A 21,469-nucleotide genomic window follows, 5' to 3' on the forward strand; every position below is an offset into this window, starting at 1 on the left:
CGTTCATCTTTCGCGGGGCGACGATCTGGCGCATATCAGAGGGCAGAAAGTTAACGGCCACCTGGCCCTGCCCCCGGAGATCCTCCCATGTCTACCCCCAGCAATGCACTTCTGCTTCTTGCCCGCATCCTCCTCTCCTTCATCTTCATCCTGTCCGGTTTCGGCAAGCTGGCCGATCCGTCGGCCACTGCCGGCATGATCACCGGCGCCGGCCTGCCGGCCGCAACCGCCCTTTCCTATCTCGCCGGCCTGTTTGAACTGGTCACCGGCCTTGCCGTTCTCGCCGGCTACCAGGTAAAGATCGTCGGCTGGGCACTCGCCCTCTTCTGCATCTTCACCGGCGCCGTCTTCCATTCGGGCACGGTTGCCGTTCCCGGCTGGCCGGATGCCGCTCTCGGCTGGATCAACGCGCTGAACAGCATCATGATGATGAAGAACTTCACGCTGGCTGGCGCCTATATCCTGCTCGCCACCGTCGGCGCCGGCGCCTACTCGGTCGATGCCCGTCGCGGCGCTGCACCGGCGCTTGCCACCCGCTAATCCCTGCCCCCAAGGCAAAAAGAAACCCGCTGGAGCGATCCGGCGGGTTTTTTCGTGGGGAAATTTTGACCTTGCACTCCGCAAAGCCCCCTCTGGCCTGCCGGCCATCTCCCCCACAGGTGGGGAGATCACCGTGCCGTAACCCTCGCGTTTCCCACGCCTGGCAGAATATTGGTGCGGAAACCGTCGACATCCCTGTTCTGGCGCCGAGCGTGCATCCTGCTGATCTCCCCACCTGTGGGGGAGATGGCCGGCAGGCCAGAGGGGGGGCTTGGCAGGCACTTAGCGTTACCGCCTCACAAAGCCCCGCGCACAGCCTCTACGATCCTTGCGACCGTCGCATTGCCCTCATGCTCCGGCTTTTTCGCCCGCACGAGGCAGGCCTCGGATTTGAGGATGACGCCGTCCGACAGCACTTTCAGATGATTGGCAACGAGCGTCGAGCCCGTCGAGGTGATGTCGACGATTATATCCGCCTGGCCGGCCGCCGGGGCGCCTTCGGTGGCGCCGAGGCTTTCCACGATGCGATAGAGCTGGATGCCGTGGCTCCCGGAAAAATGCTGCTGGGTGAGCCGCCAGTATTTGGTGGCAATCGCCAGACGCCGGCCGTGACGGGCGCGGAAATCCGCCGCCACATCGCCGAGATCCGCCATGCTTTCCACGTCGAGCCAGATGTCCGGCACCGCCACAACCACATCCGCATGGCCAAAGCCCAGGCGGGCGGAAATTTCCATGCGCCGGTCGGCATCCGCCAGTTCCTCGCGGATGAGATCCTCGCCGGTCACGCCGAAATCCACCGTGCCGTTGCCGATTTCGCGCGAGATTTCCGAGGCCGAGAGGAAGGCGATTTCGATATCGTCTGCACCTTCGACGCGGCCGCGATAGGAGCGCTCGTTGCCGATGGCCGAAATCACAAGGCCAGCCCTGGCAAAAATCGCCGAGGCATCGTCCTTCATGCGGCCCTTGGAGGGAAGCCCGATGGTAATGGTCATCGGCTGGTCTCCCTCGCCTTTTCGATGCGGTCCAGCCACAGCGCAAAGCCGACGGCGGGAATATGGTCCTTGGCGCCGAGCAGCGTCAGCATGCGATCATAGCGCCCGCCGCCGGCCAGCACGTCATGGTCGCCGCGCGCGGTGATTTCGAACACGAGCCCGGTGTAATAATCGAGCGGACGCCCGAAGGCGGCCCGCCAGGTGATATCGGCAAGCGAGGCGCCTGCATTGGCAAAGGCTGCCACGCGCGCATCAAAGCCTGCAATCGCGGCCTGAAGCGGCAGCCCCGCGGACCGGGCGAAATCGGCAAGCACGCCCGGCGCATAGCGCAGCGAGACGTTGAGCGACAGAAACTCCTTCAGCGCATCGAGCTTGGCCGGTTCGAGCGAAGCCCCGGCCAGCAGCCGCTTCTCTTTGAGCCGCCGCACGATCTCGACCGGCGCGCGGCTGGCATTGGTGAGATAGCCGGTGCGCTCCATCTGCGCTTCGACATGGACGACAAGGGCTGCCTCGTCTCCCGCCTCCAGAAGCGCTTCCACTTCACCCGACAGGCCCGACACGGGCTGTGGGCGCGCAAGCCGTGCAATCATCGCTTCCAGCAGATCCGTCTGGCCAAACGCGCGCACGAGGCGCTTCTGCCAGCCGGCGGGAAGGCCAAGCGCTGCCACCACGGCCTCGAACACCGCCTGATCGCCGATGGTGACGGCAAGGCCCCGGTTCGGCAGGACCTTGGTGAGGCATGACAGCGCATCGACCACCACGCGCGCATCGGCGCTTGCCACGTCCCGGTCACCCAGATCCTCGATGCCGGCCTGATAGAACTCGTTTGCCCCTTCGCGGCGCTGGCGAAACACCTGGCCGAGATAGGCATAGCGCTTTGGCGTGCCGGTTGCCGTTTCGATGTGGCGCAGGCAGACCGGAATGGTGAATTCCGGGCGCAGGCAAAGGCTTGCGCCGCGCTCGTTCTCGGTCAGAAAGATACGCCGGCGCAGGTCTTCGCCGGCCATGTCGAGAAAGGGTTCGGCCGGCTGGATGACGGGCGTATCCACCCGCGTGGTATTGCGTGCTGCAAATTCTTCGAGCAGCATGGGCGCGAAATCGGGCATGTCGATCAGCGGCATGGGGTAAGGCCTTGGGTGAAATACCCCCTCTGGCCTGCCGGCCATCTCCCCCACAAGGGGGGAGAAGACCTGGAGCAAGCGCCCGTTACCAATCTAGCGCCCCGGGCACGACGAACAGTCTGAGCGCGCAAATTGAACAGGTGGGAAAACGGCACGCGCCGACCGGCTCCCTCCCCCTTGTGGGGAGGGTTGGGGAGGGGAAAAACCACAGACGCCAACATCAAACGCCCTTTGCCCGCAGACGATCTTCCGCCTGCTGGCCCAGAATTTCCTTCACCTTGGCCACCAGATCCGCCTCCGGCACGACCACCTGCGCAACACGGGCCTCGCGCCATTCGGTGTTGTCGGAAATCTCGCCGGAAAGGCGCTTGCCCTCGATCAGGTCCTTGATCTGCACGACGCCTTGCGCCCGCTCGTCACCGCCCTGGATGATGGCGATGGGGGAGCCGCGACGATCGGCATACTTCAGCTGGTTGCCGAATTTTTTCCAGTTGCCCTGGTACATTTCGGCGCGGATGCCGGCATTACGCAGGTCCTGCGCAAACTTTTGGTAGCGCCCCATGGCTTCCACATCACCATCCATGACGGTGACGAGAACCGGCGCCAGAACGTCGTCCTGACCCAGTTTGCCAAGGTTTTTCAGCGCCGTCATCAGGCGCGACACGCCGATGGAAAAGCCCGTGGCCGGCACCGGCTGGCCCATGAAGCGGGAGACGAGGCCATCATAGCGACCACCACCGCCGACAGATCCGAAGACGACCTTTTCGCCCTTTTCGTTGGTCACATCGAAGGTGAGTTCAGCTTCGTAGACCATGCCAGTGTAGTATTCGAGGCCACGTACAACAGACATGTCTATAAGTATCCGATCAGGTCCATAACCGGCAGCTGCAACCAAATCCTCAAGGGTACGCAGCTCATTGAAACCGTTCGTGTATGTCTCGTTTTGCTTGCTTCCTCCAAGGACGCCTTGCAGAGGCATGTTCATCGACCGTCGGACAATTTCTGAGGATTGGACCTGTTTTGTCGACTCGCTTTCCTTTGTCTTCAGGAATAGATTAGCAACAAAATCGATGTGCTTTTGCTCAAGCCCTGCACCCTTGGTGAAGTCACCACTCTCATCCTTGCGGCCCTCACCAAGCAACAGCCGCACACCCTCCAGGCCAAACTTGTCAAACTTATCGATCGCCCGCAGCACAGTCAGCCGCCGCGCCGCGTTCTCCTCGCCGCCAAGGCCGATGGCTTCCATCACGCCATCCAGAACCTTGCGGTTGTTGACGCGAATGACGTAATCGCCGCGCTTGATGCCCAAGGCTTCCAGCGTATCGGCCATCATCATGCACATTTCCGCATCGGCAGACACGCCGGGTGCGCCAACGGTATCGGCATCGAACTGCATGAACTGGCGGAAACGGCCGGGGCCCGGCTTTTCGTTGCGGAACACATAGCCGGCGCGATAGGTGCGGTAAGGCAGCTGGATCTCGTTGAAATTTTCCGCGACGTGGCGGGCGAGCGGGGCGGTCAGATCATAGCGCAGGCTCATCCACTGATCGTCGTCATCCTGAAGCGAGAACACGCCCTCGTTCGGGCGGTCGCTGTCGGGCAGGAATTTTCCGAGCGCATCGGTATATTCGAACAGCGGCGTCTCGATCGGGTCAAAACCGTAGCGCTCGTAGACCTCACGGATTTTTGCCATCATCTCGTTGGTGGCATGGATGTCGGTTGCGGTACGATCGCCAAACCCGCGCGGCAGGCGGGCCTTGAGTTTCTGCGTTTTTTGCTTCTTGTCGCTCATGATCGTCTTCCTTGGCCGCGGCACATGAAAAAGGCCGGAAATGTGTGCGGTTTCTTAGAGGATGCAGGCGAAGGCGGCAAGCCTTGAAGCGGGCGCAACGGCTGGCCGCACACGCTGCGGCCTGCTAGGATGGCGCGGTGTTGGAGATTGGGCGATGAACCAGCAAATAACCCTCGATATGCCGGATGAAACCTATGCGCTCCTCTCAAAGGAAGCGGAAAAATGCCGCCTTACGGTCGAAGAATTTATACTCGACCTCATCAGGAGCGATATCGGGCGCGAGGTGCACGAGGCGGAAAGTGCCGACGACCGGCAAGAGCGACCGGTTGCCTGACGCAGGTTCAGGCACCTCTCCATCGCGGCGCAAGCGCGCCCCCCTCTGCCCTGCTGGGCATCTCCTCCACAGGTGGGGAGATCAGCCTGCACGCCACCCTCGCCTTTCATCAATGATGCGGTGGGATAAGCAGCGGCGCACTTCCCGCCACCTCCATGATGAAAAGTGAACGCAATCGGCCATGATCCTCGAAGCCCTCAACTATGCCGCAAGCTGGCCGCTGACGCCAAAGCCGTTTCGCCCCCACATCGCCTCCTCCATCAGCCTTTTGGCGCGCGCCAACCGCTGCCGGGCTGCCTGGGGGCACCATGAGGACAACAGCAAGGCGCATGTGCTTTCCGCCATCAACGGCCTGAAGCAGCGCCGCACCGCCGTCGTGCTCGGCTCCGGCCTGTTGCGCGATGTGCCGATCCTGGAACTGTCGCGCGCGTTCGATACGGTGGTGCTGGTCGATCTCGTGCATCTGGCAAGCGTGCGCGCCTTTCTTGCCGCACGACGGCTTTCCAATGTGCGGCTGATCTGGCGCGATCTCTCAGGGTTTGACGAGGCCGTGGCAGGACAGGTGCCGGAACCGCTCGGCTTCCTGCGGCAGGTGCCCTATCTCGATCTCGTCGTCTCGGCCAATATCCTGTCGCAGATCGGCGTCGGCGCCCGCGCCCGGCTGGAGGCGACCGGGCAGAGCGCGAGCGCGGAGACGGTGCTGCCCGCCCTTGTCGGCGCCCATCTGCACGGGCTCGCCACCGTTGCCGCAAAAACCTGCCTGATTACCGATGTCTCCTATCGCATCGAGGACAGGGGCGGCAAAATTCTGGAGGAGCACGATCTTCTCGCCGGCGTGCGCGTCCCCGCGCATGACCAAAGCTGGGACTGGCCGGTGGTGCCGCTCGAAGAGGCGCGCGGGGCGTATCGGGCGGTGCACCGGGTGGTGGCAGGCTGAAGGTGCCGGGATTGCCGGCCCCGACAACGCCCGTCAAAACAGCAAACGAGTTGTCCGGCCGATGCAATGCGCTTATAGTTCGGCCATGCGCCACATTGCCCGGCTTTTCATGGTTGTTGCCGTTCTCCTGCAGGGGATGATGCCGGTGCTTGCCCTGCAGCCGATGGCCGTAATACCGACAATGGCGTTAATGCCGCATCATGCTGCCTTTTCGTCCGCGGCCATGGACGATGGTCACGCGCCGCATGGCCCGCATCACGCGCATGCGACACAGAAAATGGCTCCCTGTCCCGGCTGCAAGCCGATGCCGATGATGAACTGCTGCGCCGGAGCGTTTTGCGCGGCCTGCTTGTCGCCGCTGCCGGTGCCGCTTTTTGCCGATGTGCGCAAAACGCTTCCGCTGAGCTATCCCGCTTCCCGCGTGGCACAGATGCGGGCCGGCGCGCCCGATCCGCTGGTGCCCCCTCCCCGCGCCTGACCTTTGCGATGAACGGGCCGATCCGGCCCAATTCCATCCATTTGCGTCAGATAAAAGGGAAATCCCCATGACCACCAGACTGCTCGACCCGAGACTGATCCCGGCTGCGCTTGCCGCAGCGCTTGCCTTCACCGCCCCGCTTCTCGGCGCGCCCGCAATCGCGCAGGACATGCCGGCCCATGCCGGGCATGGCGAGATGAAGGGCTCCATGATGAGCCAGATGCCAAAAGCGGCCGACACGCCCTCCACCCGCGCCTTCGAAGCGGCCAACCGCAAGATGCACATGGACATGGCGGTCAAATATACCGGCGATGCCGATGTGGATTTCGTCCGTTCGATGATCCCCCATCATCAGGGTGCCATCGACATGGCCCGCGTCGAGCTTGAACACGGCAAGGATCCAAAGATCCGCGCGCTGGCGCAGGACGTGATCAAGGCGCAGGAGGCCGAGATTACCGAGATGAAGGCCTGGCTGAAGAGCCACGGCCGTTAAGCACGGGCACGACCGATGCAATGGCGCTTTCCCGCGCCATTGCTTTGCCTCACCGCCGGGTTACACTTGCGCTTGGCTGAACATTCGGAGGCTGCCCATGACGATCCGCCGCTTGTCCGTGATCGGTTTCGATGCCGACGACACGCTCTGGCAGAACGAGCAGTTCTATCGCCTGACGGAAGGCCATTTTCGCGCGCTGCTCGCCGACTTTGCGGAAGGCGAGCAGATTTCCGAACGGCTGCTGGAGGCGGAAAAGCGCAACCTTGCCCATTACGGTTTCGGCATCAAGGGCTTTACCCTCTCGATGATCGAGACGGCGCTGGAAGTGACCGAAGGCAAGGTGTCGAGCGAGGTCATTGGAAAAATCCTCACCATCGGCCGCGATCTGCTGAGCCACCCGGTGGAATGCCTGCCGCAGGCGCGGGCCGCGCTGGAGGCGCTTCGCGGGCGCTATTTTCTGGTGCTGATCACCAAGGGCGACCTCTTCGACCAGGAACGCAAGCTTGCCCAATCCGGTCTTGGCGATTTCTTCGATGCGGTGGAAATCGTCTCCGACAAGACGGCCACCACCTATCGCCGGATCTTTGCAAAACATGGCGAAGGCGCCGAACAGGCGATGATGGTGGGCAATTCGCTGAAATCCGATGTGGTGCCGGCCATTGCAAGCGGCGCCTGGGGCGTGTTCGTGCCGCACGAACTGACCTGGGTTCTGGAGCATGTGGAACGCCCGCTCGAGGCGCCGCGCTTTCGCGAGATCGAAACGCTGGGCCAACTGCCCGACCTCATCGCGCAGATCTGTTCGGCACCGGATTAAGGCCGCACGAAAGCATCCTTGAGCGCCTGCACCTCCGGCTGGCGATAACAGCCGTCCAGATGATCGTTGACGAGGCCCATGGCCTGCATGAAGGCATAGACCGTGGTCGGGCCGACAAAACTCCAGCCGCGCTTTTTCAAGTCCTTTGACAGCCGCACCGAGGTGGGCGTCGTCGGATTGGCCCGCAGCGTGTCGAGATCCATCACCGCCGGGCGTTCGGAGGTATCCGGCTCATAGGACCAGAAGAACTTGGCAAGCGAGCCGAATTCATCGCGCAGCTCCACCGCCCGGCGGGCATTGTTGATGGTGGAAACGATCTTTCCGCGGTGGCGGATGATGCCGGCATCGGCCACGCAGCGTTCGATATCCGCCTCATCGAACAGCGCGACCTTGTTAAAATCGAAGCCGGCAAAGGCTGCGCGAAAATTGTCGCGCTTGCGCAGGATGGTGAGCCACGACAGGCCCGACTGAAAGCCTTCAAGGCAGATCTTTTCAAACAGCCGGATATCGTCGACCACCGGCAGGCCCCACTCCGCATCGTGGTAGCGCTCGTAATCGGCAAGGCCCTGATGCCAGCTGCAGCGGCAACGTCCGTCCGCCCCCTCAATGATCCCCGGCTTCTGCATGATCGATATCCCTCCCGACGCGCCCCCTCGTTTAGCCGGGATAAACCATGTCTGCCAACCAGAGATTAACCGTGACGGCAGAGTTTGCGCCAAAACCTGACAGGCAACGGGAGCGCATTTACGTTTCGCTTGCACCTTTCCCGCACGGTCAGGCCATCGCGGCGTGAAGGCGATCAGTGGGTTAAGCATTTGCAAAGGATAAGGCCGATGAAGACGATGTGGCTGATCGGTGCGCTGGGACTTGCAAGCCTCTCGGGTCCGGCACTGGCCGAGGACCGTTATGCGGAGCGCCCGCCCGTCATCGTCAGCCCGGATCTCACCGCGCCCTGGATTACGCAGCTCGGCGGCACGCCGCGTCGCACGCCTGTCCCCTCCGGCGTCCGCGCCGCTCAAGTGCCACCACCGCCCGGCCTGCGCGTCCTCTACCGCCAGCCGCCGCCGTCGCCGCGCACCCAGTCCACCCAGATCCGCCCACGGGAGCCGCAAGTGGCACCGGAGCCGCAGGCGCAAGGTGTGCGGCCGGTGCAGACGACGGTGGCCGGGCGGCCTCTTCCGGTCATCCGCGGGCGCATCGAGCCGCAATTCCTGCCGCAGATCGTGTCCTTCGACACCAGCCACGCGCCCGGCACGATCATCATCGATTCGACCAGCCGCTTTCTCTATCTCGTGCTGCAGGATGGCAAGGCGAAGCGCTATGGCGTCGGCGTTGGCAAGCCCGGCTTCGAATGGGCCGGCGCCCATACCGTAACCCGCAAGGCCGAATGGCCAAGCTGGCATCCGCCACAGGAGATGATCAGCCGCGAGGCGGAAAAGGGGCATTACCTGCCGGCTTCCATGGAGGGCGGACCGGAAAACCCGCTCGGCGCCCGTGCGCTCTATCTCGGCTCGACGCTCTACCGCATCCACGGCACCAATGCCCCCTGGACCATCGGTTCCGCCGTCTCCTCCGGCTGCATCCGCATGCGCAATGAAGACGTCACCGATCTCTACGGCCGCGTGCCCGTTGGCACCAAGGTGATCGTCATCTGAGTTCAAGTGATGCCGCCGCGCCACAGCCGCGTCATCACCCTGTCATCGACGCCCGCTTAGCTCCATCCCAAGCTTTGGGGATCGGGGTCAACATCATGTCTTTTCGCATGGGTCTTGCCGCTGCCGTCTTGGGCGGCTGTCTTCTTGTCGGTGTCGCCCATGCGGGCGATTTCGAGATTTCCGCCTATGGCGGTTACCAGACCGCGCCGCACAGCAAGGTAGAAGTGTCCGACCAGGCGGATTTCACCGCCGGCTGGGAGGGAAAATCCTTTGCCTCGCCGCCCTATTGGGGCGTGCGCGGCACCTACTGGTTCGAGGGCGGTGCGCTCTCCAATCTCGGCATCTCGCTCGATTACACCCATGACAAGGTCTATGCCGACGACGACACGCTGCAAAAATCCGGCTGGTCGCATTTCGAGTTCACCGATGGCCTCAATCTCCTGACGCTGAACGCGCTCTATCGCTTTCCGCTGGAGAGCATGCCGGCGCTCACCCCCTATGTCGGTGCCGGTGCCGGCATCAACGTGCCGCATGTGGAAGTCACGCGTGCCTCGGGCAAGACGTTCGAATACCAGTTCGGTGGCGCGACGCTGCAGGCGCAGGCCGGCGTGAGTTACGCCATCACCAGGAACTGGTCGACCTTTCTGGAATACAAGGGCACCTATTCCTTCGTCGACGTGGACATCGACAGCGGCGCGTCGCTGAAGACCGACGTGAAGACCAATGCGGTTAATTTCGGCGTCGCCTACAAGTTCTAAGCCCGTTCAAGACCGGCAAGCTTGGCGGGTTTCGGCCCGCCATAGGCCCAGTCCAGCAGTTCCACCGTATGCAGGATCGGCATTTTCGCAGCGGTCGCAATCTGCGTGATGCAGCCGATATTGCCGGTGGCGATCAGATCGGCGCGGGTCGCCTCGATATTCTTCACCTTGCGCGCCTTCAACTGCGCCGAAATCTCGGGCTGCAGGATATTATAGGTTCCGGCCGATCCGCAGCAGAGATGGCCTTCGGCCGGATCCTTCACCGCAAACCCCGCCGCCTTCAGAAGAAGTTTCGGCTGCATTGTGATCTTCTGGCCGTGCTGCATCGAGCAGGCGGAATGATAGGCGACGGTGAGGTTCTGCGGAGCAAGACGCGGCAGGTCGAGCAGCGCCAGAAATTCGGTGACATCCTTGGCGAGCGCCGAAACCCGTGCGGCCTTTTCAGCATAGGCCGGATCAAGCCGCAGCATGTGGCCATAGTCCTTGATCGTCGTGCCGCAGCCCGAGGCGGTGATGAGGATGGCATCGAGCCCGCCCGCCTCGATCTCGCGCGTCCAGGCATCAACATTGGCGCGGGCAAAATCCAGCGCTGCCGCCTCGCGGCCCATGTGATGCACCAGCGCGCCGCAACAGCCCTCTCCCTTGGGTGTCACGATCTCCACCCCGAGCCGGGACAGCAGCCGAACGGTTGCCGCATTGATGCCGGGATCGAGCACCGGCTGGGCGCAGCCGGCAAGGATCGCGACACGCCCGCGGACCGGTTGTTCCACTGGGACCGGACCCGCAGGTGCGGCCGGAAGCGGGCTTTGCGGCGCAAGTTCCAGCATGGCGGCAAGCGGTTTTAACGCCCTTACGCGGCCAAGAACGGACGCTAGCGGCCGGGCCAGACGGGCAAGCGCCAGCGCCAGCCGGAAGCGCTGCGGATGGGGCAGCACCGCCACAAGCACGCCGCGGATCAGCCGGTCGATCAGCGGGCGGCGATAGGTGTTTTCGATATGGGCCCGCGCATGGTCGATGAGGTGCATGTAATCGACGCCGGAGGGACAAGTGGTGGTGCAGGCAAGGCAGGAGAGACAGCGGTCGATATGGGTCACCACCTCGCGGTCGGCCGGCCGGTCGTTCTCCAGCATGTCCTTGATGAGGTAGATGCGCCCGCGCGGACTGTCGAGTTCATTGCCGAGCGTTACATAGGTCGGACAGGTGGCGGTGCAGAAACCGCAATGCACGCAGCGCCGCAGGATTTTTTCCGATTGCGCCACATGCGGATCGGCAAGCTGGGCTTCGGTGAAATTGGTCTGCATCGGCGGTTACGCCCCCATCTTTCCCGGATTGAAAATGCCGGCCGGGTCCAGCTTTTGCCTGACCCGTTCAGACAGGGCCGCAAGCGGCGCCGGCTGCGGCTCGAAGGCGGGCGTCTGATCGCGCACGGTATCGCCGGCGCGCAGCAGCGTGGCATGGCCGCCGCCGAACCGGGCAATGAGGGCACGCAACAGCGCGGCCTCCGGGTCTGCCTCCATGCGCATCCACACAAGACCGCCCTGCCAGTCGTAAAACGCATCGACACCGGCTTCGAGCCTGAGGGCCGCCACCAGCGACGCTCCGGCACCGGGCGAAACCGAAACCCGCCAGAGCGGTTTCTGGCTGCGATCCGCATAAGGCAGCACGTCGCGGATCTGCAGCCACAAATGCGCGCTCGCCTCGGCCTCGACGCGCGAGACCGGACCGAACCGGTGAAGGGCAGCAGTGAGTTTTTCGGCGCGCACGGGAACGGAGGCGGACAGGCCCTCGAGCCGCAGAACGGTTGCCGCACCATCCGGCAGGCGGCCGGAAAGGAAGCGGCCGCGCACGCTTTCCGGCAGGTGGGCAGCGCCGGACACCTCGACGGAAAGTCCCATGGCAAGCGCCATGGCGCGTGCGCCGACGTCATCCTCAAGGCCGCTTACGATCAGCGTCTGTTCCGTCTGCGGGCGGGGCGCCACGCGAAACGTCACTTCGGTGAGGAAGCCGAGCGTGCCGAAGGAGCCGGCCAGCAGCTTGACGAGATCGAGCCCGGTGACATTCTTCATCACCCGTCCGCCGGCGCGGATGACCTCGCCCTCCCCGTTGATGAAGCGGATGCCGAGAAGGCTGTCGCGCGCGGCGCCCGCCAGGATGCGGCGCGGACCGGAGGCATTGGTGGCAAAGACGCCGCCGATGGTGGGCTCGCCTTCCGTGCCCATCACCGCCCGGTGATCCATGGGCTCAAAGGAGAGCATCTGATTGTTTTCGAGCAGGATGTCCTCGATTTCGGCAACCGGCGTGCCGGCCCGTGCCGTCATCACCATCTCGGCCGGATCATAGGCGACGATGCCGGACATGGCCGCCGAGCGCAGCACCGCATCGGCGTCCACGCGGTTGCCGAAGCCGGAGCGGGTATTGCCGCCGGAGATCGAAAGCCGGCGCCCGGCCTCGGCCGCCGCGCGGATCATGCCGGCCGCCTCCTCCTCGCAGATCGGAACCAGGATCGCGCTCATCGCGCCGGTATCGAGCGGATTGGCGGTGATGGATGTCATATCCGTCGAAATCGCACTCATGCGGAAACCGTCCCCATGGCAGGCCGCCCGTCGAGCGGAAACACCTTTGACGGGTTCATCAGCCATTGCGCATCGAAGGCGGCGCGCACCGCCATCTGCTGGTGAAGATCGGCTTTCGAATACTGGTGGCGCATCAGGTCGCGCTTTTCGATGCCGACGCCATGCTCGCCGGTGAGGCAGCCGCCCGCATCGACGCAGAGTTTCAGGATCTCGTTGCCGGCCGCCTCCGCGCGGGCTGCCTCGTCGGGATCGTTCGCATTGAACAGGATCAGCGGATGCATGTTGCCATCGCCGGCGTGAAAGACATTGGCGACGCGAAGCCCAAAGCCTTGAACGATCTCGCCGGTGCGCTTCAGCACATAAGGCAGCTGGCTGAGCGGCACCGTGCCGTCCATGCAGATGTAATCGGCGATGCGGCCGGTGGCGCCGAAGGCGGATTTGCGGCCCTTCCAGATGAGAGCGGCCTCCGTCGCCGACTGGCATTCGCGCACCGTTTTCACCCCATGGCGGCAGGCGATCTCGACGATCAGCGCCAGCATGGCGTCCATCTCGGCCTCCGACCCCTCGACCTCGACGATCAGCAGAGCCTCGACATCCAGCGGATAGCCGGCCTTGGCAAAGGCCTCGCAGATCTCGATGGCGGGCTTGTCCATGAATTCGATCGCAACGGGAATGATGCCCGATCCGATGACATCGGCCACGCAGGCGCCCGCCCCTTCCGAGGTGTCGAAGCCGAACAGCACGGGCCGCGCGCCCTCCGGCTTTGCGATGAGGCGCACCGTCGCTTCCGTGACGATGCCAAGCTGGCCTTCCGAGCCGCAGACGAGGCCAAGCAGATCATAGCCGCCGGCATCCAGATGCTTGCCGCCAAGCTCGATCACCGTGCCATCCACCAGCACCAGTTTGACGCCGAGCAGGTTATTGGTGGTGACGCCATATTTCAGACAGTGCGCGCCGCCGGAATTCATGCCGATATTGCCGCCGATGGTGCAGGCCAGTTGCGAGCTCGGATCCGGCGCGTAGAAAAACCCCTCCGGCGACACCGCATCGGAAATGGACAGATTGGTGACGCCCGCCTGCACGGTTGCCGTGCGGTTGAACGTGTCGATCTCCAGGATCTGCGTCATGCGAGACAGCCCGATTACGACGGCATCCTCCTGCGGGATGGCGCCGCCGCAGAGCGACGTGCCCGCCCCGCGCGGCACGACCGGGATGCCATAGCGGTGACAGTATTTCAGGACAGCCGCCACCTCGGCAGTGGTCTTGGGCAGCGCGACGGCCAGCGGCAGGCGGCGATAGGCGACAAAGGCATCCGTTTCAAACGGCACCAGTTCGCGCGCCTCATGCACCAGACACTCCGGCGGCAAAAGATCCGCCAGATCGGCAATGATGACCGAGCGGCGCGCCAACACCTCGGCACGCGGCTTCAGGAATGCGATGACCTCCGACACGTCGTCTCCTCCACCTGTCCGCCAGTCGTCTCACACATGGCCCATCCGCATCAAGGGCTTCGCGCAAAGAGAGTGGAGGTCGAAAAAAATCGCTCCATTCCCCAAGCAAATTCTCATATATTCAGGTTGGTGCAATCCAGAGAGTGTAAAAGAGTTTTGAGATTGCCGCACTTCGAATCAATTTTTCCGCTAACGTCGCAAATGAACAGCTGTGCAATGGCCTTTTCTGCTAGGAGCAATTCAGCATATCCGGAGTGAACCAGGACCGTGAACCTTCTAAACCAACTCGTCTCGAACCTTTCCCTGATGCTGCGGCGTCCACCGCGCCAGCAGTATGCCGCGCTGTGCTATCGGTTCGATGCGGCGCTGGGGCTTCAGGTCCTGCTGCTGACCAGCCGTGAAACCCGCCGCTGGGTCATTCCGAAGGGTTGGCCGATGAAGGGCAAGAAGGCCCATGCGGTCGCCGAACGCGAAGCCTATGAAGAGGCCGGCGTGCGCGGCAAGGCGGAAAAGGAGCCCTTCGGCTATTTCGCCTATATGAAGAAGCGCAAGAGCGGCGTGGAAGTGCCGGTGCGGGTGCAGGTCCATGCGCTGCGCGTCGACGAGATGCTGACGGACTTCCCCGAAAAGGACAGCCGGACACTGGACTGGACATCCTGCGCCGAGGCGGCATTGCGGGTGAACGAGCCGGAACTGCGCGCCCTGTTCATGGCCTTTGATAAGCGGATGGCTTCGCCGGCACCGGTGAAACTGAGGGCGGCTGCCGGTCGCTGACGCAGGCCGCACGGCAAAATGACGTTGCGCCGCAGCCCTTGCGGCCAGGATATTCATAAACATCGACCGGCGCAGGCGAGATTGTCGCACAGTGCGTCCATATTGTCTGACATCCCGGCGCTGCCGCGCATCGGCGATGATTGACCTCAAGAAAATTTTGCGAAGGCGGCATTTAATCCGTGAATACAGGCTCCGACATCGGCAGTGACCGACCGCAGAAGGCGCGCACCCCAAAGGCCCGCACGGCGACGCTCGACAAGGATCTCGACAAGATCAGCTCGGTCGAGGATGCCTCCAAGCACCTCGGCCGGCGGCTTGCGGGATCGGGTGCCGGCTTTCTGTTTCTGCTGGCGGTGATGATCTTCACGCTCGCCTCCACCGCCGGCCATCCGGATACGCTGGTGGCGATTGCAGCGGCCGTTCTTGCCGGCTACATGGCCATGAACATCGGCGCCAATGACGTGGCCAACAATATTGGCGCTGCCGTCGGCTCCAAGGCCCTCAGCCTCGGGCTCGGCCTTGCCCTTGCTGCCGTCTGCGAAGTTGCCGGCGCGCTCATTGCCGGAAACAAGGTCGCGGGCACCATCGCCAACGGCATTCTCTATGCGGACCGCGTGGCAAACCCGGATCTCTTCGTCTGGGCGATGATGGCAGCACTGCTTGCCGCCGCGATCTGGATCAACATTGCCACCTGGATCAGCGCGCCGGTATCGACCACCCATGCCATTGTCGGCGGCGTCATGGGGGCCGGCATTGCCGCCGCCGGTGTCAGTGCCGTCAACTGGACGGTGCTGGCCGGCATCGCCACCAGCTGGGTCGTCTCCCCGCTTCTCGGGGCCGCGGTGGCGGTTGCCATGCTCGCCTTCATCAAGACCTTCATCATCTATACGCCCGACAAGATTGCCGCCGCCCGCCGCTGGGTGCCGGTGCTGATCGGCGTCATGGCCGGCTCCTTTGCCGCCTATCTGATGCTGATGCTGCCGATAGAAATCCTGAGCGTTGCCCTGCCGCAGGCGCTTTTGGTCGGCCTTGCCTTCGGCGCAACAGTGACCCTCATGTCCCGCCCGCTGGTCAGGCGCCAGTCGGAGGGTCTGGACAACCGCAACCAGTCGCTGCGCAAGCTCTTCCAGCTGCCGCTGATCTTTTCGGCCGCCCTTCTCTCCTTTGCCCATGGCGCCAATGACGTGGCCAACGCCATCGGACCGCTGGCCGCCATCATCGGCACGCTGAACGACGGCCCGCTGGTGGCCGATGCCCCGCTGCCGCTCTGGGAACTGCTGATCGGCGGCCTTGGCATTTCCATGGGCCTGCTGCTGTTCGGACCAAAGCTGATCCTGCTGGTCGGCAAGGAAATCACCAAACTCAACCCGATGCGGGCCTATTGCGTGGCGCTGTCTTCGGCCGTCACCGTCATCCTTGCCTCCTCCATCGGCGCCCCGGTCAGCTCCACCCATATCGCGGTGGGCGCCGTCTTCGGCGTCGGACTGTTTCGCGAATGGCACCACCGGCATTCGAACCAGCGCAAGGCCTATCTCGCCCAGATCGCGCCGGGCGGCGGTGAGGGTTTGGAAAAGCCGGTCGGCGAGGTCAACACGGCCGAATTGCGAAGGCGTTACCTGGTGCGCCGGTCGCATCTGCTCACCATTGTCGGCGCCTGGACGATTACCGTTCCCGTGTCCGGAGCCCTTGCGGCGCTCATTGCGATGCTTATGTTCCGCCTGTTCGTGTAACCGCACGGCTTTGAATAAAACGACACCTGAACGGGGCATTCCGGATGCGCGCCAATTTCCGCATGCAGCGGCTTTTCATCGACACGCCGCTCTCGGCCGGTCTGGCCCTGGAGGCAACGAGCGACCACTTCAACTATCTCGTCAACGTGCTGCGCATGGCCGAAGGCGACGAGGTTCTTGTGTTCAACGGCCATGACGGCGAATGGCGGGCACGACTTCTTCTTCCGACCCGCAAGAAGTTGCTGCTTCAGCCGTTCGAGCAGACGCGGCCGCAATCGCCCCTTTCCGACCTGCATTATCTGTTCGCGCCGCTGAAGGTCGGCCGGCTGGATTATCTCGTGCAGAAGGCGGTGGAGATGGGGACCGGCCTGTTGCAGCCGGTGATGACCCAGCATGTGCAGGGCAAGATCACCAGCCTGGAGCGGCTTCAGGCCAATGTGGTGGAGGCGGCCGAGCAATGCGGCGTGCTGGCCGTGCCGCAGGTGACGGCACCGGTGAAGCTCAAAGATCTCTTCGACACCTGGCCCGCCGACCGGCGCATCATCTTTTGCGACGAGGGCGAGGAAAGCCAGAACCCGCTGCCGATCCTCAACGAGATCAGGGAGCGCAAGCTGGCGCTGCTGATCGGCCCGGAAGGCGGGTTTTCTGAAGAAGAGCGGACACTGCTGCGCAGCCTGGCCTTCGTGACCGCCATTCCGCTCGGGCCGCGCATCCTCAGGGCCGATACCGCAGCGGTGGCAGCCCTTGCACTCGTGCAGGCCACAATCGGCGACTGGCGATGACGGGGCGAGAACGAAGACGCGTGCCGACACACTTCAGAGAAATTCACTTGCGCCGCCGCTAGATCCGGTACAAGCAGCATTCCCGAAGGCGATTGCCGCCTTCGGACCGTGCCCCACTTTCAAGAGCCCGTATCCCAGACAAGGTCGACTTCATGGCCCGCGACACCACCGATCACACCCCCCTTACCTCCGTCTCGGAGATGGCCGACTATCTGGCCGGGGGCTGCAAGCCGGAAAACAGCTTCCGCATCGGCACAGAGCACGAGAAATTCGCCTTTTTCCAGAAGGACCACACGCCGGTTCCCTATTTCGGCGAGGCCAGCATTTCAGCGCTCCTGAAGGGCATGCAGCAGAAGCTCGGCTGGGAGCCGATCATGGATGGCGACAACATCATCGGGCTCGGCGAGACCGGCGGCATGGGGGCAATCTCCATCGAGCCGGGTGGCCAGTTCGAGCTGTCGGGCGCCCCGCTTGAAACGCTGCATGAGACCTGTCGCGAATCCAACCAGCATCTGGCCGTGCTGCGCGAAGTGGCCGAGCCCATGGGCATCCGCTTCCTCGGCATCGGCGGCAGCCCGAAATGGACGCTTGCCGAAACGCCGGTCATGCCGAAATCCCGCTACAAGATCATGACCCGCTACATGCCGAAGGTCGGCCGCCACGGGCTGGACATGATGTACCGCACCTGCACCATCCAGGTGAACCTCGACTTTGCCTCCGAAGCCGACATGGCGCGCAAGATGCAGCTGTCGCTCAAGCTGCAGCCGCTGTCGACGGCACTGTTTGCCGCCTCGCCCTTTACCGAGGGAAAGCCGAACGGGCTTCTGTCCTGGCGCGGCGAGATCTGGCGCGATACGGACAATGCTCGCGGCGGGCTGATGCCGAAGGCGTTCGAGCCCGGCTTCGGTTTCGAGACCTATGTGGAATGGGCGCTCGACGTGCCGATGTATTTCATCGTGCGCGACGGCAAATATCATGACTGCACCCACATCACCTTCCGCCAGTTCATGGCCGGCGGGCTGAAGGGCGAGGTTGCCGACTGGCAGCCGACGCTCGGCGACTGGACGAACCATCTGGGCACGCTGTTTCCGGATGTGCGGCTGAAGCGCTACCTCGAAATGCGCGGCGCAGACGGTGGCCCGTGGCGGCGCATCTGCGCGCTTCCGGCCTTCTGGGTGGGTCTTCTGTACGACGATGCGGCGATGAGTGCCGCCGAAGAGGTCACCCGCGACTGGACCTATCAGGATGTGCTGGCGCTGCGCGATGCGGTGCCGGCCGGCGGCCTTGCCGCAACGATTGCCGGCCGCCCGCTGATGGAGGTCGCCCGCGACATCGTCGCCATCTCCCGGCAGGGCCTGAAGGCCCGCAACCGCCTGAACGGCGACGGCGCCGACGAAACGCTGTTCCTCCAGCCTCTGGAAGAAATCCTCGCCAAGAAGAAGGTGCTGGCGCAAGAACTTCTGTCGCTCTACGAGGGCCGCTGGAACGGCTCCGTCGAGCCGGTTTTCGAGGAATACCAGTATTGAGCGTCACGCCTTCCCGGCGCGGGACAGTTTAAAGCTGAACAAACCGGTTCCGTCCCGGATTTTTCCAGTTATAGTGGCTGGACAAAAGGGGATTCCAGAAAGGAGCCGGTGACGATGCTGCCGCTGTTCGACATGATGCTGAAGGCGCAGAACGGCGCCGCAATGGACACTCTGGCCAAGCAGTTCAATCTGGCACAGGAGCAGGCGGCACAGGCGATGGCGGCGCTCCTGCCGGCCTTCTCCTCCGGCCTTAAGCGCTCCAGCAGCAATCCGTATGATTTCAGCGCGCTGATGAGCGGCATGTTTTCCGGCGCCTATGGCAAATATTTCGAAGACATCAACAAGGCGTTCACGCCGCAGGGCATGGCCGACGGCAATGCGGTTCTGGAACGCCTGTTCGGCTCCAAGGACGTTTCGCGCGCGATTGCGGCGCAGGCCGCACAACTCACCGGCATCGGCCAGGACGTGCTGAAGCAGATGATGCCGGCCATGGCCGACACGATCATGGGCGGCCTCTTCAAGCAGATGACCGGACAGGTCGGCACGAACCCGTTTTCGCCGGAAGCCTTGGGCCAGGCAACGCAGCAATGGCTGCAGGCGATCGGTTTCCAGGCCAAGCCCAAGCCGCAGCCGGCGACCATCCCGTTCGACAACCCGATGTTCCAGGCCATGCGCAGCCTGTGGGGGCTGGAAAAGCCCGCAGACGCGCCAGCGCCGAGCAACCCTTTCACCGACAATCCGTTTGCCAAGGCCTTCCAGGACATGATGAGCGGCAGTTTCTCCACGCCCGAGGCGGCCCCTCAACCGGCCAAGGCCGCAGCGCCGAAGGCCGGGGCACCCTCAGCCCCCACCGGCAAGCCGGAGATCGAAAAGTTTCAAGCCGTTCTCTCCAGCATGTTCGACAGCGGCGTCGAGGTGCAGAAAGCCTACCAGAAGAACATGGAAGCGATCTTCGAGGGTTATGTGCGCGCGCAACAGGCCGGCGAGGCTCCCAAGGCCTCTGTCTGATCTCTTCAGTCGACGGTCGCAAATGTGGACATAAAAAAGCCCGGCGCGGATAAACCGGCCGGGCAAGTATGCAGGGCGATTGGCGTTTACCCTGCGGGGAAAACAGGTCAGGGGCGGCTTTGCCCCCAAGGCGCGCGCCGGCCGCGCAGGCGGGCATGCGGCGGCAGAAGCGCATGCGGATCCTGCAACAGGCCGGACTGGCTCATGGCGCGTTCGACCTCCAGCCGCGTCAGGCCGATGTCGAACAGCTGGTGATCTTCAAGCTCGCAGATATGCGTCAGCGCCCGGCGGTTGCGAAGCGCACGAAGAACGGTTTTGCTCCAGTCCGCGGCAGAGGCGATCACATCGGCAAAAAGGCGCACATTGCCTTTCCGGGTGACGGAAAGAGTGCGGGTCATGGTCCGTTCAGTCGTGCTCATGGGAACTTCCTTTCTTCAGGCACGAAAATTCATTCCTTAAACAGTGTCAGGCCGCCCGCATCGGGCTGCCGTATCCGAAAAGGAAGGCAGGGACGACGCTTTTCAAAAGCGCCCTCTGTTTGGCTTTGCCCTTGCGTTATGCGAATTCTCCATTGATCAGTCCAACGAATGTTTCTAATGATTAGCATCAACCTCACTGATGGATGTGTCGCCGATGTCTGCTCCCCTTGATACTGACCAGTTGCAAACCTTCGTCGCCATCGTGGACAGCGGCAGCTTCACCAAGGCCGCCGACCGCGTGTTCAAGACGCAAAGCGCCGTTTCCATGCAGATGCGAAGGCTTGAGGAACGGGTGGGCAAGCAGCTGTTTACCAAGGACGGGCGCGGCAACCGGCTGACGCTGGAGGGTGAAAAGCTCTTGAACTATGCCCGCCGCATTATCCGGCTGAACAACGAGGCCATTGCCGCCTTCGACGACAACCGGCTGGAGGGGACGCTGCGCATCGGCACGCCCGACGATTATGCCGACCGCTACATGCCTGAGATCATCGGGCGTTTTGCAAAAACCCATCCGAATGTCGAGCTGTTCATTGTCTGCGAACCCTCGGTGGATCTGGCGGAAAAGATGGCGCGGGGCGAGCTGGACATCGCGCTTGTGACGCATAATCCGCGCGCGCGCCAGTCGGACGTGGTGCGCACCGAGCCGCTCTGCTGGGTGGCCTCTGCCAATCACCCGCTGCGCGACGACGCACCGGTGCCGCTGGCCGTTGGCCGGCGCGATTGCAACTGGCGCCAGCTTGCCTGTTCGGCGCTCGATGCCGATGGACGCGAATACCAGATCCTGTTTACCAGCTGGTCGTCGATGGTGGTGGCCTCGGCGGTTCTGGCCGGCATGGCCGTCTCCATCCTGCCCGAATCGGCCCTTCGTCCCGGCATGAAGGTGCTGTCGCAGTCGGACGGTTTTCCGCCGCTTCCGCCGGTGCAGATCGGCCTGATGAAGCGGCCGGGCCTGTCGCCCTCGCTGATGACGGCGATCACCGACCATATCACCGCCTGCCTCGACAACATTTCGCCGGCCGTTGCCCCCGACGACCTCGACGGCGACATGAAGGCCTTTGGCCGGGCTGCCGCCCGCCTGCGCACCGCCCAGATGATGCCGGGCTGGTAATCGCCGACCCCCTGCCGTTCGGGACAAGCCGGCCTTCGCAAAAGCGTTTCCGGCTTAAGCGCCCTGTCGCCTTCCGGTGACCCACGAGCGGACATAAAACCGCACCCACGCATGTTCCGGGCCG

22 protein-coding genes are annotated in these 21,469 nt (G+C 63.3%); 14 read left to right on the forward strand and 8 right to left on the reverse strand.

Annotation, left to right across the window (positions count from 1 at the left end; translation table 11 throughout):
* Positions 1–87 precede the first annotated feature (87 nt).
* The gene (locus tag J2858_RS03885) at positions 88–540 is read left to right on the forward strand and encodes a DoxX family protein (RefSeq protein WP_210103408.1); all 453 of its coding nucleotides are present in this window, start codon (positions 88–90) and stop codon (positions 538–540) included.
* 296 nt (positions 541–836) lie between these two features.
* Here the strand turns inward: J2858_RS03885 and hisG are convergent, their stop codons facing one another.
* The 3 genes from hisG to hisS form a co-directional block, all read right to left on the reverse strand.
* Positions 837–1,532 carry an ATP phosphoribosyltransferase gene (hisG, locus tag J2858_RS03890; RefSeq protein WP_210103409.1) on the reverse strand — a complete coding sequence of 232 codons (696 nt, stop codon included), beginning with the start codon at positions 1,530–1,532 and terminating at the stop codon, positions 837–839.
* A complete protein-coding gene (locus J2858_RS03895; protein ID WP_210103410.1) occupies positions 1,529–2,653 on the reverse strand; it encodes an ATP phosphoribosyltransferase regulatory subunit in 1,125 nt (374 codons plus the stop codon). The genes hisG and J2858_RS03895 overlap by 4 nt, the downstream gene beginning before the upstream one ends.
* A 220-nt stretch (positions 2,654–2,873) precedes the next feature.
* Positions 2,874–4,445: a histidine--tRNA ligase gene (gene hisS, locus J2858_RS03900; RefSeq protein ID WP_210103411.1), complete on the reverse strand. Its 1,572-nt coding sequence runs from the start codon at positions 4,443–4,445 to the stop codon at positions 2,874–2,876.
* Positions 4,446–4,599: 154 nt separating this feature from the next.
* Here hisS and J2858_RS03905 point away from each other — a divergent pair, with 154 nt between their 5' ends.
* The 5 genes from J2858_RS03905 to J2858_RS03925 all read left to right on the forward strand — a co-directional run bounded on the left by J2858_RS03905 (position 4,600) and on the right by J2858_RS03925 (position 7,501).
* Positions 4,600–4,779: a ribbon-helix-helix protein, CopG family gene (locus J2858_RS03905; protein WP_210103412.1), complete on the forward strand. Its 180-nt coding sequence runs from the start codon at positions 4,600–4,602 to the stop codon at positions 4,777–4,779.
* Positions 4,780–4,960: 181 nt separating this feature from the next.
* Positions 4,961–5,716: a hypothetical protein gene (locus J2858_RS03910; RefSeq protein WP_210103413.1), complete on the forward strand. Its 756-nt coding sequence runs from the start codon at positions 4,961–4,963 to the stop codon at positions 5,714–5,716.
* Positions 5,717–5,801: 85 nt separating this feature from the next.
* A complete protein-coding gene (locus tag J2858_RS03915; RefSeq protein WP_210103414.1) occupies positions 5,802–6,194 on the forward strand; it encodes a hypothetical protein in 393 nt (130 codons plus the stop codon).
* A gap of 67 nt (positions 6,195–6,261) precedes the next feature.
* Complete coding sequence (copM, locus tag J2858_RS03920) at positions 6,262–6,687, forward strand: CopM family metallochaperone (protein ID WP_432443243.1); 426 nt, start codon at positions 6,262–6,264, stop codon at positions 6,685–6,687.
* A 97-nt stretch (positions 6,688–6,784) separates the two neighbouring features.
* On the forward strand, positions 6,785–7,501 hold the full coding sequence (locus J2858_RS03925) for an HAD family hydrolase (RefSeq protein ID WP_210103415.1): 717 nt from the start codon (positions 6,785–6,787) through the stop codon (positions 7,499–7,501).
* On the opposite strand, the gene J2858_RS03930 is transcribed toward J2858_RS03925, so the two are convergent.
* Positions 7,498–8,127, reverse strand: coding sequence for a DNA-3-methyladenine glycosylase I (locus J2858_RS03930; protein WP_210103416.1), 630 nt, complete (start codon positions 8,125–8,127; stop codon positions 7,498–7,500). The genes J2858_RS03925 and J2858_RS03930 overlap by 4 nt on opposite strands.
* Positions 8,128–8,334: 207 nt before the next feature.
* Here J2858_RS03930 and J2858_RS03935 point away from each other — a divergent pair, with 207 nt between their 5' ends.
* A complete protein-coding gene (locus J2858_RS03935; RefSeq protein WP_210103417.1) occupies positions 8,335–9,156 on the forward strand; it encodes a L,D-transpeptidase in 822 nt (273 codons plus the stop codon).
* A 95-nt stretch (positions 9,157–9,251) separates the two neighbouring features.
* On the forward strand, positions 9,252–9,914 hold the full coding sequence (locus J2858_RS03940) for an outer membrane protein (RefSeq protein WP_210103418.1): 663 nt from the start codon (positions 9,252–9,254) through the stop codon (positions 9,912–9,914).
* Here J2858_RS03940 and glcF read toward each other — a convergent pair.
* The 3 genes from glcF to J2858_RS03955 are packed head-to-tail and all read right to left on the reverse strand — an operon-like array spanning position 9,911 to position 13,938.
* On the reverse strand, positions 9,911–11,215 hold the full coding sequence (gene glcF / locus J2858_RS03945; RefSeq protein WP_210103419.1) for a glycolate oxidase subunit GlcF: 1,305 nt from the start codon (positions 11,213–11,215) through the stop codon (positions 9,911–9,913). The genes J2858_RS03940 and glcF overlap by 4 nt on opposite strands.
* A 6-nt stretch (positions 11,216–11,221) precedes the next feature.
* Entirely contained in the window at positions 11,222–12,427 is a 1,206-nt protein-coding gene (gene glcE / locus J2858_RS03950) for a glycolate oxidase subunit GlcE (RefSeq protein ID WP_210104129.1), read from the reverse strand.
* Positions 12,428–12,483: 56 nt separating this feature from the next.
* A complete protein-coding gene (locus J2858_RS03955; RefSeq protein ID WP_210103420.1) occupies positions 12,484–13,938 on the reverse strand; it encodes an FAD-linked oxidase C-terminal domain-containing protein in 1,455 nt (484 codons plus the stop codon).
* A 306-nt stretch (positions 13,939–14,244) separates the two neighbouring features.
* Here J2858_RS03955 and J2858_RS03960 point away from each other — a divergent pair, with 306 nt between their 5' ends.
* The 5 genes from J2858_RS03960 (at position 14,245) to J2858_RS03980 (ending at position 19,758) form a co-directional block, all read left to right on the forward strand.
* Entirely contained in the window at positions 14,245–14,712 is a 468-nt protein-coding gene (locus tag J2858_RS03960; protein ID WP_210104130.1) for an NUDIX hydrolase, read from the forward strand.
* A gap of 179 nt (positions 14,713–14,891) precedes the next feature.
* Complete coding sequence (locus J2858_RS03965) at positions 14,892–16,442, forward strand: inorganic phosphate transporter (protein WP_432443244.1); 1,551 nt, start codon at positions 14,892–14,894, stop codon at positions 16,440–16,442.
* A gap of 44 nt (positions 16,443–16,486) precedes the next feature.
* Positions 16,487–17,224, forward strand: a complete 738-nt coding sequence (locus tag J2858_RS03970; protein WP_210103421.1) for a 16S rRNA (uracil(1498)-N(3))-methyltransferase — start codon at positions 16,487–16,489, stop codon at positions 17,222–17,224.
* Positions 17,225–17,376: 152 nt separating this feature from the next.
* A complete protein-coding gene (locus J2858_RS03975; protein WP_210103422.1) occupies positions 17,377–18,750 on the forward strand; it encodes a glutamate--cysteine ligase in 1,374 nt (457 codons plus the stop codon).
* 114 nt (positions 18,751–18,864) lie between these two features.
* On the forward strand, positions 18,865–19,758 hold the full coding sequence (locus J2858_RS03980) for a DUF937 domain-containing protein (RefSeq protein ID WP_210103423.1): 894 nt from the start codon (positions 18,865–18,867) through the stop codon (positions 19,756–19,758).
* A 107-nt stretch (positions 19,759–19,865) separates the two neighbouring features.
* On the opposite strand, the gene J2858_RS03985 is transcribed toward J2858_RS03980, so the two are convergent.
* Positions 19,866–20,177, reverse strand: coding sequence for a DUF1127 domain-containing protein (locus J2858_RS03985; protein ID WP_210103424.1), 312 nt, complete (start codon positions 20,175–20,177; stop codon positions 19,866–19,868).
* 214 nt (positions 20,178–20,391) lie between these two features.
* Between J2858_RS03985 and J2858_RS03990 the strand changes: the two genes are divergently transcribed.
* Positions 20,392–21,345 (forward strand): LysR substrate-binding domain-containing protein, encoded by a 954-nt coding sequence (locus J2858_RS03990; protein WP_210103425.1) that lies wholly within the window; start codon positions 20,392–20,394, stop codon positions 21,343–21,345.
* The last annotated feature ends 124 nt before the right edge of the window (positions 21,346–21,469 follow it).

The organism is Neorhizobium galegae, assembly GCF_017877135.1.
Classification (GTDB): domain Bacteria; phylum Pseudomonadota; class Alphaproteobacteria; order Rhizobiales; family Rhizobiaceae; genus Neorhizobium; species Neorhizobium galegae_A.

Excerpts from the sequence above, each read along its gene's own strand:
- J2858_RS03885 (WP_210103408.1), top strand. The coding sequence starts at position 88 with ATGTCTACCCCCAGCAATGCACTTCTGCTTCTTGCCCGCATCCTCCTC.
- hisG (WP_210103409.1), bottom strand. The coding sequence starts at position 1,532 with ATGACCATTACCATCGGGCTTCCCTCCAAGGGCCGCATGAAGGACGAT.
- J2858_RS03895 (WP_210103410.1), bottom strand. The coding sequence starts at position 2,653 with ATGCCGCTGATCGACATGCCCGATTTCGCGCCCATGCTGCTCGAAGAA.
- hisS (WP_210103411.1), bottom strand. The coding sequence starts at position 4,445 with ATGAGCGACAAGAAGCAAAAAACGCAGAAACTCAAGGCCCGCCTGCCG.
- J2858_RS03905 (WP_210103412.1), top strand. The coding sequence starts at position 4,600 with ATGAACCAGCAAATAACCCTCGATATGCCGGATGAAACCTATGCGCTC.
- J2858_RS03910 (WP_210103413.1), top strand. The coding sequence starts at position 4,961 with ATGATCCTCGAAGCCCTCAACTATGCCGCAAGCTGGCCGCTGACGCCA.
- J2858_RS03915 (WP_210103414.1), top strand. The coding sequence starts at position 5,802 with ATGCGCCACATTGCCCGGCTTTTCATGGTTGTTGCCGTTCTCCTGCAG.
- copM (WP_432443243.1), top strand. The coding sequence starts at position 6,262 with ATGACCACCAGACTGCTCGACCCGAGACTGATCCCGGCTGCGCTTGCC.
- J2858_RS03925 (WP_210103415.1), top strand. The coding sequence starts at position 6,785 with ATGACGATCCGCCGCTTGTCCGTGATCGGTTTCGATGCCGACGACACG.
- J2858_RS03930 (WP_210103416.1), bottom strand. The coding sequence starts at position 8,127 with ATGCAGAAGCCGGGGATCATTGAGGGGGCGGACGGACGTTGCCGCTGC.
- J2858_RS03935 (WP_210103417.1), top strand. The coding sequence starts at position 8,335 with ATGAAGACGATGTGGCTGATCGGTGCGCTGGGACTTGCAAGCCTCTCG.
- J2858_RS03940 (WP_210103418.1), top strand. The coding sequence starts at position 9,252 with ATGTCTTTTCGCATGGGTCTTGCCGCTGCCGTCTTGGGCGGCTGTCTT.
- glcF (WP_210103419.1), bottom strand. The coding sequence starts at position 11,215 with ATGCAGACCAATTTCACCGAAGCCCAGCTTGCCGATCCGCATGTGGCG.
- glcE (WP_210104129.1), bottom strand. The coding sequence starts at position 12,427 with ATGAGCGCGATCCTGGTTCCGATCTGCGAGGAGGAGGCGGCCGGCATG.
- J2858_RS03960 (WP_210104130.1), top strand. The coding sequence starts at position 14,245 with ATGCTGCGGCGTCCACCGCGCCAGCAGTATGCCGCGCTGTGCTATCGG.
- J2858_RS03970 (WP_210103421.1), top strand. The coding sequence starts at position 16,487 with ATGCGCGCCAATTTCCGCATGCAGCGGCTTTTCATCGACACGCCGCTC.
- J2858_RS03975 (WP_210103422.1), top strand. The coding sequence starts at position 17,377 with ATGGCCCGCGACACCACCGATCACACCCCCCTTACCTCCGTCTCGGAG.
- J2858_RS03980 (WP_210103423.1), top strand. The coding sequence starts at position 18,865 with ATGCTGCCGCTGTTCGACATGATGCTGAAGGCGCAGAACGGCGCCGCA.
- J2858_RS03985 (WP_210103424.1), bottom strand. The coding sequence starts at position 20,177 with ATGAGCACGACTGAACGGACCATGACCCGCACTCTTTCCGTCACCCGG.
- J2858_RS03990 (WP_210103425.1), top strand. The coding sequence starts at position 20,392 with ATGTCTGCTCCCCTTGATACTGACCAGTTGCAAACCTTCGTCGCCATC.